The 11,954-nt window shown below is 68.2% G+C and carries 13 protein-coding genes and 1 pseudogene; 12 read left to right on the top strand and 2 right to left on the bottom strand.

The features are described from left to right. Positions 1-37 precede the first annotated feature (37 nt). Positions 38-184: pseudogene (locus tag F0Q34_RS22595) on the top strand (hypothetical protein); the annotation flags it as partial. Positions 185-226: 42 nt separating this feature from the next. Here F0Q34_RS22595 and F0Q34_RS21960 read toward each other — a convergent pair. Beyond that, positions 227-385 (bottom strand): hypothetical protein, encoded by a 159-nt coding sequence (locus tag F0Q34_RS21960; protein ID WP_161600983.1) that lies wholly within the window; start codon positions 383-385, stop codon positions 227-229. A gap of 406 nt (positions 386-791) precedes the next feature. On the opposite strand from F0Q34_RS21960, the gene F0Q34_RS20960 reads away from it, so the two are divergent. From F0Q34_RS20960 to F0Q34_RS20915, 10 genes are all read left to right on the top strand, one after another. Next, positions 792-1,523: a sulfite exporter TauE/SafE family protein gene (locus tag F0Q34_RS20960; RefSeq protein ID WP_161600982.1), complete on the top strand. Its 732-nt coding sequence runs from the start codon at positions 792-794 to the stop codon at positions 1,521-1,523. Between the two features lie 207 nt (positions 1,524-1,730). After that, positions 1,731-2,309, top strand: a complete 579-nt coding sequence (locus tag F0Q34_RS20955; RefSeq protein WP_149814322.1) for a cupredoxin domain-containing protein — start codon at positions 1,731-1,733, stop codon at positions 2,307-2,309. A 46-nt stretch (positions 2,310-2,355) separates the two neighbouring features. Continuing rightward, positions 2,356-4,284: a copper resistance system multicopper oxidase gene (locus F0Q34_RS20950; protein WP_149814321.1), complete on the top strand. Its 1,929-nt coding sequence runs from the start codon at positions 2,356-2,358 to the stop codon at positions 4,282-4,284. 5 nt (positions 4,285-4,289) lie between these two features. Further along, positions 4,290-5,048 (top strand): copper resistance protein B, encoded by a 759-nt coding sequence (locus tag F0Q34_RS20945; protein ID WP_149814320.1) that lies wholly within the window; start codon positions 4,290-4,292, stop codon positions 5,046-5,048. Between the two features lie 25 nt (positions 5,049-5,073). Further along, positions 5,074-5,517, top strand: coding sequence for a plastocyanin/azurin family copper-binding protein (locus F0Q34_RS20940; RefSeq protein WP_161600981.1), 444 nt, complete (start codon positions 5,074-5,076; stop codon positions 5,515-5,517). Then, entirely contained in the window at positions 5,498-6,265 is a 768-nt protein-coding gene (locus F0Q34_RS20935; RefSeq protein ID WP_174242084.1) for a response regulator, read from the top strand. Before F0Q34_RS20940 ends, F0Q34_RS20935 begins: the two co-directional genes overlap by 20 nt. Next, on the top strand, positions 6,262-7,497 hold the full coding sequence (locus F0Q34_RS20930; protein WP_149814318.1) for an ATP-binding protein: 1,236 nt from the start codon (positions 6,262-6,264) through the stop codon (positions 7,495-7,497). The genes F0Q34_RS20935 and F0Q34_RS20930 overlap by 4 nt, the downstream gene beginning before the upstream one ends. Before the next feature lie 10 nt (positions 7,498-7,507). Next, the gene (locus F0Q34_RS20925) at positions 7,508-7,981 is read left to right on the top strand and encodes a DUF411 domain-containing protein (RefSeq protein WP_241665613.1); all 474 of its coding nucleotides are present in this window, start codon (positions 7,508-7,510) and stop codon (positions 7,979-7,981) included. A gap of 132 nt (positions 7,982-8,113) precedes the next feature. Further along, positions 8,114-8,440, top strand: a complete 327-nt coding sequence (locus F0Q34_RS20920; RefSeq protein WP_149814316.1) for a hypothetical protein — start codon at positions 8,114-8,116, stop codon at positions 8,438-8,440. 159 nt (positions 8,441-8,599) lie between these two features. Then, complete coding sequence (locus tag F0Q34_RS20915) at positions 8,600-8,962, top strand: hypothetical protein (RefSeq protein ID WP_149814315.1); 363 nt, start codon at positions 8,600-8,602, stop codon at positions 8,960-8,962. A gap of 53 nt (positions 8,963-9,015) precedes the next feature. Here F0Q34_RS20915 and F0Q34_RS20910 read toward each other — a convergent pair whose 3' ends face one another. After that, positions 9,016-9,222 (bottom strand): heavy-metal-associated domain-containing protein, encoded by a 207-nt coding sequence (locus F0Q34_RS20910; RefSeq protein WP_241665612.1) that lies wholly within the window; start codon positions 9,220-9,222, stop codon positions 9,016-9,018. A 162-nt stretch (positions 9,223-9,384) separates the two neighbouring features. Here F0Q34_RS20910 and F0Q34_RS20905 point away from each other — a divergent pair, with 162 nt between their 5' ends. Further along, positions 9,385-11,781: a heavy metal translocating P-type ATPase gene (locus F0Q34_RS20905; protein ID WP_206668116.1), complete on the top strand. Its 2,397-nt coding sequence runs from the start codon at positions 9,385-9,387 to the stop codon at positions 11,779-11,781. The last annotated feature ends 173 nt before the right edge of the window (positions 11,782-11,954 follow it).

Below are 11,954 nucleotides of genomic sequence, written 5' to 3'. Positions count from 1 at the left end.
AGACCGCAGGACATATTCCTGGCCGGGTCACTTCTCGATGAAAACGCCGGGTCAGATCTCAGCAAAAATCAACACCCACTCACCGAAACCGCCTCGGTCCATCGCCACCGCCGCATCGGCGCCGCGCTGCGGTGCGCGGACCCGCTCCGGTACGCCCTGCTACGCCCCAGCGATGGCCAACGGACGCTGCAGAATGCACGGCGGGAAGAGCACTGGCCCCCGGACCCTAGAAGGGCTGGAGCGCCGGCGGCTGGCCACCTTCAAGCACGGCAAGCGCAGTGTTGAGGCACGAGCGGCGGCCCAGCTGCGCGGTGAAGCCCGACGACTGCTGACCAAGCTGCAGGCGCTGCTCGCCGAGGCAGACGAAGCGGAGCGAGCGCTTCATACTCCTGTCCCGCCATGTCTCCCCCAAAAGGCGCCCAAGCAGGGCTGATGCTGCTGGCGCCTAACAGCGATTTCCAGCCGCTCATCAGGCCAGGCGCCAAGTAATCTATGCGATGGAGGGGCGCCGCGAACCACCAAGCCAGTCTTCCAGCTTGAAGAAGATTAGGCGGCATGCCTCCTCATCGAGGCTCCGCGTAATGCCTGAGTTGAACACAACGAGCGCAAACGCCTGCGGACTGACGGTCTGCTTCGCGCCCATAGCGGGCAAACACCAACCTCACCCCGGTTCCTCAATAGCTGACACGGTGTTGCCTGACCTTGAGCAGCGTGGAGGCAGGACGAACAGGTGTGACCTGACCTCTAAGCTTCAGTTTGTCCTTGGCGCCGGAGTGCTGCAGAAAAGTGGCGTGCAACACCTGCTTCTCCTCACCTTCTCCATTGGCTGCGCCTCACCTCTCTATGCCACCGTTGCGAAGGCGGGCGGAACCGCTTTTCTCGCCGTCATGGCCGATGCCCTGTTCCCCGCGGCCGAGAGGCGCGCCACGGCCCTCCTGCTGCACATCGCTGCCGCTGGCTACCCCACTTGGCGCCTGCACCGCGGCGACGCCGTCGAATGGCGACTCATGGCCAGGATCACGGGGCCGTCCTTGGTGACGGCCTTTGTCGGCGGGCTGCTGGTGGTCGAGAGGCGGGGCTACTTCGTGCTGATCGGCGCCCTGTTGATCCTGGCCGCCGGTCTGATGGCACTGCGACGGACAGCGGACACGGCCGGTAACGCTGACGTCCGGCGGGCACCCGCGGCGGCCGCCGGGGCGGGTGCTGGTTTCGTTTCCGAGCTGACCGGGATCGGGGGCGCGATGTTCCTGACGCCGCTCTTGATCGGCCTCAGATGGGCGTCGCCCCGAAGGGCGGCCGCGCTGGCGCCTCCCTTTATCCTGCTCAACTCCGTCCTCGGTCTCGCAGGTGTCCTCCTGGCCGGGCAGCGCTCCGCCCGGGAGCGCCGTTTTATGCCCTGGGGACGCTCGCGGGGGCCGTCCTCGGCACCGCCGTCGGTCAGCCGCTGGATGTCGCAGCAGGCGACGCGTTGGGTCATGACGGGCATCCTGCTCGTCGCCGGGATCCGCCTGCTGCTCAGGTGATCGACCCCCTGTAGAGCGTCCCGACCCGTCTGCCGTCCAGCCAGTACCGTGGTTTGGAGTGATAACAGATGCTGCAACGCAGCATGAAATATCTTGTCACACTTGGGCAATCCTAGGTTCGTACTCGGCGGACATCCTCCTTCCAATCGACCAAGAGCGCGTAAGCGGACGCTCCGCTCACGCCCGCCGATATTGGGGAGCCTACACATGCGCTTTGTCACGTCTTTCGCGGTCGCTGTCATGGCTGTGGTGGCTTTTGCGGCCCAGACTGAGCCCGCCGCGGCAGATTCCGCCTATCAGGCTTTTGGCGCCCGCGGCCGCGCCCAGGACGTCAAGCGGACGGTTGAGATCGTCATGCGGGACAACAGCTACCAGCCGCAGCGCATCCAGGTTCGGGCTGGCGAGACCGTCCGCTTCCGCGTGCGCAACACGGGCGAGCTCCTGCACGAGTTCAACATCGGCACCGCCGCCATGCACCAGCAGCACCAGCGCGAGATGCGGGCGATGTTCGACAGCGGCATGATGTCGGCGACCAGCAAGGACGCCATGGTGGGCATGGACCACTCCAAGATGCCGGGGATGAACCACGGCACCGTGGGCCACGGCAGTATGAACCATAGCGCGGCGCCGATGCGCCACGACGACCCGAACGCCGTCCTGGTCGATCCCGGCAAGACTGAAGAGATGATCTTCAAGTTCACCAAGGCCACGACGCTAGAGTTCGCCTGCAACATCCCCGGCCACTATGAGTCCGGCATGGTGGGCAACGTCGTCTTCCAGCGCTGACCAGCCAGCAAACTACGCCGCCTCGATCGCGGCCGAGGATCGAACGATGACCAACAGCAAGCTGAGCAGGCGCCGCGCCCTGGGGTTGGGTGCCGCCGCCCTGGCGTTCCCGGCTGTGCCCGGCGCCCTGGCGCAGCCCGCCATCGGCCGCGCCATTCCGCGCGAGTTCAACCTGACCCTGTCGCACGTGACGGCCAACATCACCGGCCGCCGCCGCCCGGCCATGGCCATCAACGGGCAGATCCCGGGCCCCGTGCTGCACTTCCGCGAGGGCGAAGAAGTGGTGATCAACGTCACCAATCGTCTCCGCGAGCACACCTCCATCCACTGGCACGGTCTCATCCTGCCGAGCGGCCAGGACGGCGTGCCCGGCATCAGCGACGGCTTCCAAGGCATCGACGCGGGCGGGACGCACCAGTACCGCTTCCCGCTCGTCCAGGCTGGCACCTATTGGTACCACAGCCACTCGGGCCTGCAGGAGCAGTCCGGCATCTACGGCTCCATCGTCATCGACCCCGCGACGCCGGAACCCTTCGGCTACGACCGTGACTACATCATCCAGTTGTCGGACTGGACAGACGAGACGCCGAGCCACATCATCGCTAACCTCAAGCGGGATCCAGGCTACTACAACTACAACAAGCGCACCCTGGCAAGCTTGATCAGCGAGCTCCGCCGGGCACCGGATGGCGCCACGCGCTCGACCATCGTCTCCGACCGCATCATGTGGGGCGACATGCGGATGGACCCGACCGACATCGAGGATGTCGGCGGCTACACCTACCTGGTCAACGGGCACACCCCGGCGCAGAACTTCACGTCGCTGTTCCGGCCGGGCGAGACGGTGCGCCTGCGCTTCATCAACAGCGGCGCCATGACGCATTTCGACGTGCGCATCCCCGGGCTCGAGATGACCGTGGTTCAGGCACACGGCAACAACGTCCGCCCGGTCACGGTGGACGAGTTCCGGATCGCCCCGGCCGAGACCTTCGACGTGCTGGTCCGTCCGCGCGACGGGCGCCAGTACCAGGTGTTGGCTGAAACCATGGGGCGCCAGGGCTTCGCCCAGTTCAGCCTGGCCACACAGGAGGGACTGCCCGCCCTGCCGCTGCCGCCGCACCGCCCGCGGCCGGTGCTGACCATGGCCGACATGGGCATGAACTACGGGCCGAGCGGCCTCGACCGCGGCACGCCGATGCCGGAGGTGGACGCGCCCGGCCACGTGGCGCCGATGGACATGGGCGGCATGGACCACTCCGCCATGAAGGCGCCCGCCGGAAGCTCCCAAGACATGCAGCACGGCTCCACCGGCGGCATGAACCACGGCAGCATGGCCGGGATGGACCACTCCGCCATGGCGGGCATGGATCACTCGAGCATGGCCGGGATGAACCATGGCGCCATGGGCGGCATGGCAGGCATGAACCACGGCCCTGCGGGCGGTGCGGCAGCGGGCGGCATGGACCATGCGGCCATGGGCCACGGCAGCATGGCCATGCCGGATCCCCTGGTGAACAACGTCGGCGCGCCGCCGGGCGCCCGCGTGCTGTCCTACCGCGACCTGCGGGCCGCCAAGCCGCTCTACCCGGTGCGCGAGCCGACCCGCATCATCGAGATCCGGCTGACCGGCAACATGGAGCGGTACATCTGGTCCATCAACGGCAACAGCTTCAGCAAGGCGCAGCCCATCCAGCTCCACCTCGGCGAGCGGGCGCGCTTCCGCTTCGTCAACGAGACCATGATGAACCACCCCATGCACCTGCACGGCGTGTGGATGATGCCCCAGGTGGGCAACGGCGCCGAGAACCCGCTGCTCCACACCGTCAACATCAAGCCCGGAACGAGGCTCGACGTGGACATCGAGGCCGACGCGCCCGGTGGCTGGGCCTTCCACTGCCACATGCTCTACCACATGGAGACCGGGATGATGCGCAAGGTGGAGATCGTCGCGCCCCGTACGGCTGCGGCGCGGTGACGGCCATGAAGACCAGAAGCATCCTGACCGCCGCCGCCTCCCTGGCCCTCCTGGCATTGGGCGCCCTCCAGGCCGCTCCGGCGCACGCCCAGGCGATGCACCACAGCACCGAACCACCCTTCAGCCACGAGATCCTCACCGGCGCCGTGCTGTTCGAGAAGCTGGAGTACGGCTGGGGGCTGGACGGGCCCAATGTCGGCCGCTGGGACGGCCAAGCCTGGTACGGCAGCGACGTCAACCGCGTCTGGCTGAAGACCGAGGGCGAGACGGCGCGGAACGGCCGGGTCGAGAGCGCCGAGATCCAACTGCTCTACTCGCGCCTGCTCAGCTACTACTGGGACTTCCAGGCCGGTGTCCGCTACGACATCCGTCCGCAGCCGGACCGCTTCTACGGCGTCATCGGCCTGCAAGGGCTGGCCCCCGGCATGTTCGAGGTCGACGTCCAGGGCTTCGTCAGCGAGAGGGGCGACCTGTCGGCGCGCGCCGAGGTGTCGTACGACGCCTACATCACGCAGCGCCTGGTGCTCCAGCCCAATGTGGAGGTCAACTTCGCCCTCCAGAAGGTGCCCGAGCTCGATATCGGCAGCGGCATCAACGACGTCGAGGCCGGGCTGCGCCTGCGCTACGAGGTCACCCGCGAAATCTCGCCCTACATCGGCGTCAGCTACGAGCGGAAGCTTGGCGACACGGCCCGCTATGCCCGCAACGAGGGCGAGGATGTCGGTGGCTGGGCCTTCCTGACCGGCATCCGGCTGTTCTTCTGAGGCGAGGCGAACCATGACTATCCGCATGACCCTTGCCGCGTTGCTGGTCCTGACCGGTGTGGCCGCCGCAGCGGAGCCCGCCGCAACGGTCCGGGAATTGAACCGCGGCCCCGTCGCCGGGGGCACCTTCGCCTACGATCTCGCTCTTATCCGGGTTCCGGTCGGCGGCTCCGTTCGCTTCGAGCCCACCGACGAGGGCCACAACGTCACCCCGATCCGGTCGCTCTGGCCCGCCGGGGCACCGCCGCTGAACGTACCGTTCAACAGCGAGGCGACAGTGACCTTCGACCGCCCCGGCGTTTACCCCGTGCAGTGCACGCCGCACACTGGTCTGGGCATGGTGGCCCTGATTGTTGTGGGGGACGCTGACATGACCGAGTTTTCCGCGAAGGCTGCATCCATTCCGGGCCTGGCGCCGAAGGCCAGGGCGAAGCTTGGTGTTCTCGCCGGTGCCGCCGGTCAGTCCTGATACGGAGCGGGAGGGACGGGGCAGCCCGCTCCCCCTTGAGGCCCACATCCTCGTCGTCGAGGACGACGGGGAGATGCGCACGCTCATCGCCAAGTTCCTGCGCCTGAACGGCTTCCGGGTCACTGGGGCGCGGAACGGCGCGGAGATGTGGGACACCCTGTCGTTGTCCCCAGTGGACCTGGTGCTGCTGGACGTGATGCTGCCCGGCCAGTCGGGGCTCGACCTCTGCCGGACAATCCGCGCCAGGTCCGAGGTCCCGATCATCATGGTCACGGCCCGTGGCGAGGAGGCGGACCGCGTCGCGGGCCTGGAACTCGGTGCCGACGACTACCTCCCAAAGCCGTTCAGCCGCCCGGAGCTCCTGGCCCGGATCCGTGCCGTGCTACGGCGCGCCCAGGTTGGCGCGAACCGGACGGGAATGGTCAGCGGAGACCGCATGGTGTTCGCCGACTGGACGCTCGACACCCGACGGCGCGAGCTGGCGGCGCCGGATGGTTCGGCCGTCGACCTGTCCAGCGGTGAGTACGACCTGCTCCTGGCCTTCTGCGAGCATCCCCAGCGCGTCCTGTCGCGCGACCAGTTGCTGGACCTCGCCCGCAACCGGATCTCCGACAGCATCGACCGCTCGGTGGACGTCATGGTCAGCCGTCTCCGGCGCAAGCTGGAGCCGCTGCCGGACAGCCCCTCCATCATCAAGACCATCCGGGGTGCGGGCTACATGTTCGTGCCCGCGGTCGCGCGTCGATGAGTCGGCTGCTCCCCAGCACCCTGGCGGGGCGCATCATCCTTGTGCTGCTGGTTGGCCTCATGGCCTTCCACGTCGGCAGCCTGTGGCTGCACCAGACGGGCAGCGACATCTTTTTGGGCAGCACGCAACAGAAGGTCACCAGCGAGCGGGTCGCCGCCGTCGCCCGCGCCATCGGCATGGTTCCCCTGGATGCCCGCGAGGCCGTAGCGCAGGCCCTGTCCTCACCGGGCTTCCAGGTGCGCTGGCAGCCCGGCGCCGCGTCGGGCGCGGTCGACCCTCAGGACCTCGCCGCCAGCGGCCACCTGGAGGCCGAAGGTATGGTCAGCCTGCCGGATGACAGCCACCTCTGGTACCACGCAGACCCGCTCCAGGCGCAGCCGGAGCACGCCACACTCCTGTCTACAACCGCGATGGCACTCGGCATCCTGGTGCTCGGGCTGCTGGTGGTGCGCCTCATCGCGCGGCCGCTGCGGGAGCTCTCTAACGCGGCCGACCGCATCGGCAGGCCGGGGCAGACGGTCACCGTGCCCGAGGAGGGGCCGCGGGAGGTCCGGCAGGCGGCCCAGGCATTCAACCGCATGCAGGCGCGCATCGACCGCCTCATCGCCGACCGCACCCAGGCGCTGGCGGCCGTCAGCCACGACCTCCGGACCCCCCTGGCGCGCCTGCGCCTGCGCGCGGGCTTCCTGGACGACGCCGAGGCACAAAGGCAGATCGACGCCGATCTCGACGAGATGGACGCCATGATCGGCTCCACCTTGGCCTACCTCCGTGGCGACGAAGAGCAGGAGGAGGTCCGGTCCGCCGACATCGCGGCGATGCTCCAGACGCTCTGCGGCGACGCCGAGGACATGGGCAAGACGGCGGCCTACGAGGGGCCGCCGCAGGCGCGCCTGCCGTGCCGGGCCATTGCCCTGAAGCGGGCCTTCGCCAACATCATCGACAACGCTGTCAAATACGGTGCCTCAGCCCGCGTGACGCTGTCCGACCTGGGGCGGGACCTCGTGGTCTATGTCGACGACGCCGGACCCGGGATTCCCGAGGAGCAACTGGAGAGCGTGTTCCAGCCCTTTTATCGCCTCGAGGAGTCTCGCAATCGCAGCACGGGCGGTTCCGGCCTCGGCCTGGCCATCGCGCGCCAGGCGATCAGCAACCATGGCGGATCGGTGGCGCTCCAGAACCTTGCGGGTGGGGGTCTGCGGGCCAGCATCCGCCTGCCCCGGCGGACTTAGGAGCATGAGCATGCATTTTATCACTACCCGTCGGGGCTTCATGTACGGCTCGATGGCCGCCGCCCTCCTGCCAGCGGCCTGCGGTGGCTCACCCAAGGTGGAAGCCTGGCGGGACCGCACATGCGGCTGCTGCGGCGGCTGGATCGAGCACCTGCGGGCTGAGGGCTTCGAGGTGGATGACAAGGTCGTGGACGCCGTCGGCCCGCATCGGCAGGCGCTCGGCACGCCTCCGGACCTGATGTCCTGCCACGCGGGCAAAGTCGGCCGCTACGCGCTCGAGGGTCACGTTCCGGCCGCCGCTATCCGGCGGCTGCTCAACGAGAGGCCCGACGGCGTCGCCGGGCTTTCCGTGCCTGCCATGCCGGTCGGCGTGCCGGGCATGGAGGTGCCGGGATCGGAGCCCTCCACCTACGACGTCGTTGCCTTCGGCCATGACGGCGCCTGGCGGCCGTGGATGCGCTTCCGCGGACTGGAGGTCGCATGAGCGCACCTTCCGCCACCCCATGCCACGCAAGGATGGTCACCGGTCCCGCGGGCCGCCTTGCCGTGTCGTCGTCCCGGCCGGCCGCGGCGGGCCGGGGCACCTGCCGAACCCCTGTCACCTCAAGGAGGACACATGCCCCACATCACACGGAAGGCGATCGGCAAGGTCGCACTGGCTGCAACTCTGCTGCTGGGCCTTGCCGCCTGCGCGCAGCCTGGCGGCCCACCTGCGGCGACCCCGACCTCGTCGCAGATGTCCTTGCCCCCGACATCCACGACGCCCCCTGGTTCGTCCGCAAGCCAGGGCAACATGGGTTCCATGCCAGGTCACAACATGGGTGGCATGAACATGCAGCAGATGATGCAGCACTGTCAGCAGATGCGGACGCAGGCCCAGCAGGGTTCGCTGTCGCCGCAGATGCAGCAAATGATGCAGCACTGCCAGATGATGAACCACTGACGGGATGGAGGCGGGGCGTCCCCGGGGCGCCCCGCCCCCGTGCTGGGCTGCAGCCCGCTGACATCAAATGATAAGATGGCGCAAGCGCGCGGACACAGTCGCGGCCCATCCTCTTCAGGTGCCGGCCACGAAACGGCAAACCTGATTGAGGACCCCGCTATGACACCCCGCATCCAACCCGCGCTTTTCGCCCTCTCCCTGGTTGCGGCGATCGGCGCTTCCGCCGCGGCCGCGCACGCCAATGGACCCATCGAGGTTGTTGGGCAGGGCGAGAACTTCGCGGTCGTCTATCCACCGGGACATGACGAGAACGTTGTGGGCGGCGGGGGTGTCGAGGTGGCAGGGCGCGGGGAGAACCTGAGGATATGCTACCTCGATCCCGGCGCCGCGCACCCGGTTCCCGATGTTCCGGTTCCGACTAGCGGAGAGTCGGGCGGCGTTGCCTACATCCAGCCCGACCACCACTTCGGCCAGAGGACGGCCGAGGTGAGGAGCAATCCGCATGTCCGGCACCACATGTAGCCACCAACTGGCGCTGGCGTCACGGCGGCGTCCAGGCGCAGTTGCCGGGAAGCTCAGGCGGACACGGCCTGGTTGGCGTAGCCCGCCTCCTGGATGGCCGAGGCGAGTTCTGCCTGCGGCACCGAGGAGTTCACGGTCACCCGTCTGTTCTCCACGTCGGCGCTGAACTCGGCGGCGGCATCTTTGGCCTTGACGGCGCCCTCTACCTTCCTGGCGCAGCCGCTGCACTTCATGCCGGGAACGTCGAAGCGGTACATCATGCTCTCCTCCTCAATGACCGCCCGACAGGTAGGGCTTGCCGTCATGGGAAGGTCAAGACTAGCGCCGCGTTCCACCGGCGCCCTTGACCTTCCCACAGTGGAAAGCCCCACCTCCGGGAGCAGCCAAACGTCGAGCACAGCAGCTGCCGAGGAACGCCGCAGATGGACGAGCATCAACACCACCACCACCATGGCCATGACGCGCCACCGGCCGTGCACCCGGCCAACAACAACGCGCCTAAGGTCCGCGACCCAGTGTGCGGGATGGGCGTTGACCCGGCCAAGACGCCGCACCACGCGCATCATGGCGGCGCTGCCTTCCACTTCTGCTCGGCAGGCTGCAAGTCGAAATTCGAAGCCGATCCGGACAAGTACCTGAAGCCGGAGAAGGCGGCCGCGCCGACCGCGGCGCAGAAGGCCGCCACCTACACCTGTCCGATGCACCCGGAGGTGCGCCAGCAGGGTCCAGGCAACTGCCCCATCTGCGGCATGGCCCTGGAGCCGCTGGAGGTCACCGCCGAGGCCGCACCGAACGAGGAACTCGCCGACATGACGCGGCGGTTCTGGGTCGGCCTGGTACTGACCTTGCCGATCTTCGTCCTGGAGATGGGCGCCCACATCCCGGGTCTCGACATCCACCACCTGGTGCCACCCAGGGTCTCCGTGTGGCTTCAGTTCCTGCTCGGGACGCCGGTGGTGCTCTGGGCAGGCTGGCCGTTCTTCGTGCGCGGTTGGCAGTCGGTGGTGAACCGCAGCCTGAACATGTTCAGCCTGATCGCGCTCGGCACCGGCGCTGCCTACCTCTACAGCCTGGTTGCGACCTTCGCGCCCGGCATCTTCCCGGAAGGCTTCCGCGGTCCAGAGGGCACGGTCGCCGTCTACTTCGAGGCTGCCGCCGTCATCACGGTGCTCGTTCTGCTCGGCCAGGTGCTGGAACTGCGCGCCCGCGAGCAGACCGGCGGCGCCATCCGCGCCCTGCTGAACATGGCGCCCAAGACCGCGCGGCGCCTCAAGGAAAACGGCGAGGACGAGGAGGTCCCGCTGGCCGAGGTCCATGTCGGTGATCGACTGCGGGTGCGGCCGGGCGAGAGCGTGCCAGTGGACGGCGCGGTCCTGGAGGGGAGCGGCGCCGTGGACGAGTCCATGGTGACCGGCGAGTCTCTGCCGGTGGAGAAGGCGCCCGGCGCCAAGGTCATCGGCGGCACGGTGAACGGCACTGGCGCGCTGGTGATGCGGGCGGACAAGGTCGGCTCCGACACCATGCTGTCGCGCATCGTCGCCATGGTCGCCGAGGCGCAGCGCAGCCGGGCGCCGATCCAGCGCATGGCCGACACCGTGTCCGGCTACTTCGTCCCGGCGGTCATCGCCATCGCGGTCATTGCCTTCATCGCCTGGGCGGTCTGGGGGCCGTCGCCCGCGCTTTCCTATGGGCTGATCGCCGCCGTCTCGGTGCTCATTATCGCCTGCCCCTGCGCGCTCGGCCTGGCCACGCCCATGAGCATCATGGTCGGCGTCGGCAAGGGCGCCTCGGCGGGCGTGCTCATCAAGAACGCCGAGGCGCTCGAGCATCTAGAGAAGGTCGATACCCTGGTCGTGGACAAGACGGGTACCCTGACGGAGGGCAAGCCCAAGGTCGTGGCCGTGCTCCCGGCACCCGGCCTGACCGAGGCTGAGTTGCTGCCTCTAGCGGCCAGCCTGGAGCGGTCGAGCGAGCACCCGCTGGCGGCTGCCGTCGTGGCCGCGGCGCGTGAGCGTGGGGTCGAGATGAGCGAGCCCGCCGACTTCGCCTCCGTCACTGGTAAGGGCGTGACCGGCATGGTCGGCGGGCGCCGGGTCGCGCTGGGCAATGCGCGGCTGATGCAGGAACTCGGGGTGGATCTGGGGGGCCTCGCCGCCCAGGCCGACGAACTCCGGCGCGAGGGCGGCACGGCGCTGTTCCTGGCGGTGGACGGTGGGCCGGGCGGTGTCATCGCGGTCGCCGACCCCGTGAAGCAGAGCACGCCTGCGGCACTCGAGAGCCTGCGCGCCGAAGGCATCCACATCATCATGCTGACGGGCGATAACCGTACCACGGCGGAGGCGGTGGCCCGCAGGCTCGGCATCGACGAGTTCCAGGGCGACGTGCTGCCCGAGGACAAGCACCGCATCGTCCGAGAGCTCCGCGCTCAGGGGAAGGTTGTCGCCATGGCGGGCGACGGGGTGAACGACGCCCCGGCGCTGGCGGAGGCCGATGCCGGCATCGCCATGGGCACCGGCACGGATGTCGCCATGCAGAGCGCGGGTGTGACGCTGGTGAAGGGCGACCTCGCGGGCATCGCACGGGCGCGGATCCTGTCGCACGCGGTGATGCGCAACATCCGGCAGAACCTGTTCTTCGCCTTCGTCTACAACGCGGCCGGAGTGCCGCTGGCGGCGGGCGTGCTCTACCCTGTGCTGGGCCTGCTGCTCAGCCCCATCGTCGCGGCCCTGGCCATGGCGCTGAGCTCGGTCTCGGTGATCGGCAACGCGCTGCGCCTGCGAACCGTCCACCTGCAGAACCCAGCCCGCCCGGTCCCGTAAAGGTATCCGCCTCACGTCTGAAACCTTGAGCCACATCAGGGCCGGGGGGCGGGACGGCAGTCTATGATCCTCCATGTGGGAAGGAGATCCAGAATGTGTTGATTTTTGCTGAGATCTGACCCGGGAGGGGTCAGAGTTTTCGCTGAGAAATGACCCGTGTCTGTTCACCTCCT

Origin of the sequence: Teichococcus oryzae, assembly GCF_008386565.1 — a bacterium.
In the GTDB taxonomy this organism is placed as follows: domain Bacteria; phylum Pseudomonadota; class Alphaproteobacteria; order Acetobacterales; family Acetobacteraceae; genus Pseudoroseomonas; species Pseudoroseomonas oryzae.
This window is presented reverse-complemented; position numbering and strand designations above follow the sequence as displayed.

Excerpts from the sequence above, each read along its gene's own strand:
- F0Q34_RS21960 (WP_161600983.1), bottom strand. The coding sequence starts at position 385 with ATGAAGCGCTCGCTCCGCTTCGTCTGCCTCGGCGAGCAGCGCCTGCAG.
- F0Q34_RS20955 (WP_149814322.1), top strand. The coding sequence starts at position 1,731 with ATGCGCTTTGTCACGTCTTTCGCGGTCGCTGTCATGGCTGTGGTGGCT.
- F0Q34_RS20950 (WP_149814321.1), top strand. The coding sequence starts at position 2,356 with ATGACCAACAGCAAGCTGAGCAGGCGCCGCGCCCTGGGGTTGGGTGCC.
- F0Q34_RS20945 (WP_149814320.1), top strand. The coding sequence starts at position 4,290 with ATGAAGACCAGAAGCATCCTGACCGCCGCCGCCTCCCTGGCCCTCCTG.
- F0Q34_RS20940 (WP_161600981.1), top strand. The coding sequence starts at position 5,074 with ATGACCCTTGCCGCGTTGCTGGTCCTGACCGGTGTGGCCGCCGCAGCG.
- F0Q34_RS20930 (WP_149814318.1), top strand. The coding sequence starts at position 6,262 with ATGAGTCGGCTGCTCCCCAGCACCCTGGCGGGGCGCATCATCCTTGTG.
- F0Q34_RS20925 (WP_241665613.1), top strand. The coding sequence starts at position 7,508 with ATGCATTTTATCACTACCCGTCGGGGCTTCATGTACGGCTCGATGGCC.
- F0Q34_RS20920 (WP_149814316.1), top strand. The coding sequence starts at position 8,114 with ATGCCCCACATCACACGGAAGGCGATCGGCAAGGTCGCACTGGCTGCA.
- F0Q34_RS20915 (WP_149814315.1), top strand. The coding sequence starts at position 8,600 with ATGACACCCCGCATCCAACCCGCGCTTTTCGCCCTCTCCCTGGTTGCG.
- F0Q34_RS20910 (WP_241665612.1), bottom strand. The coding sequence starts at position 9,222 with ATGATGTACCGCTTCGACGTTCCCGGCATGAAGTGCAGCGGCTGCGCC.
- F0Q34_RS20905 (WP_206668116.1), top strand. The coding sequence starts at position 9,385 with ATGGACGAGCATCAACACCACCACCACCATGGCCATGACGCGCCACCG.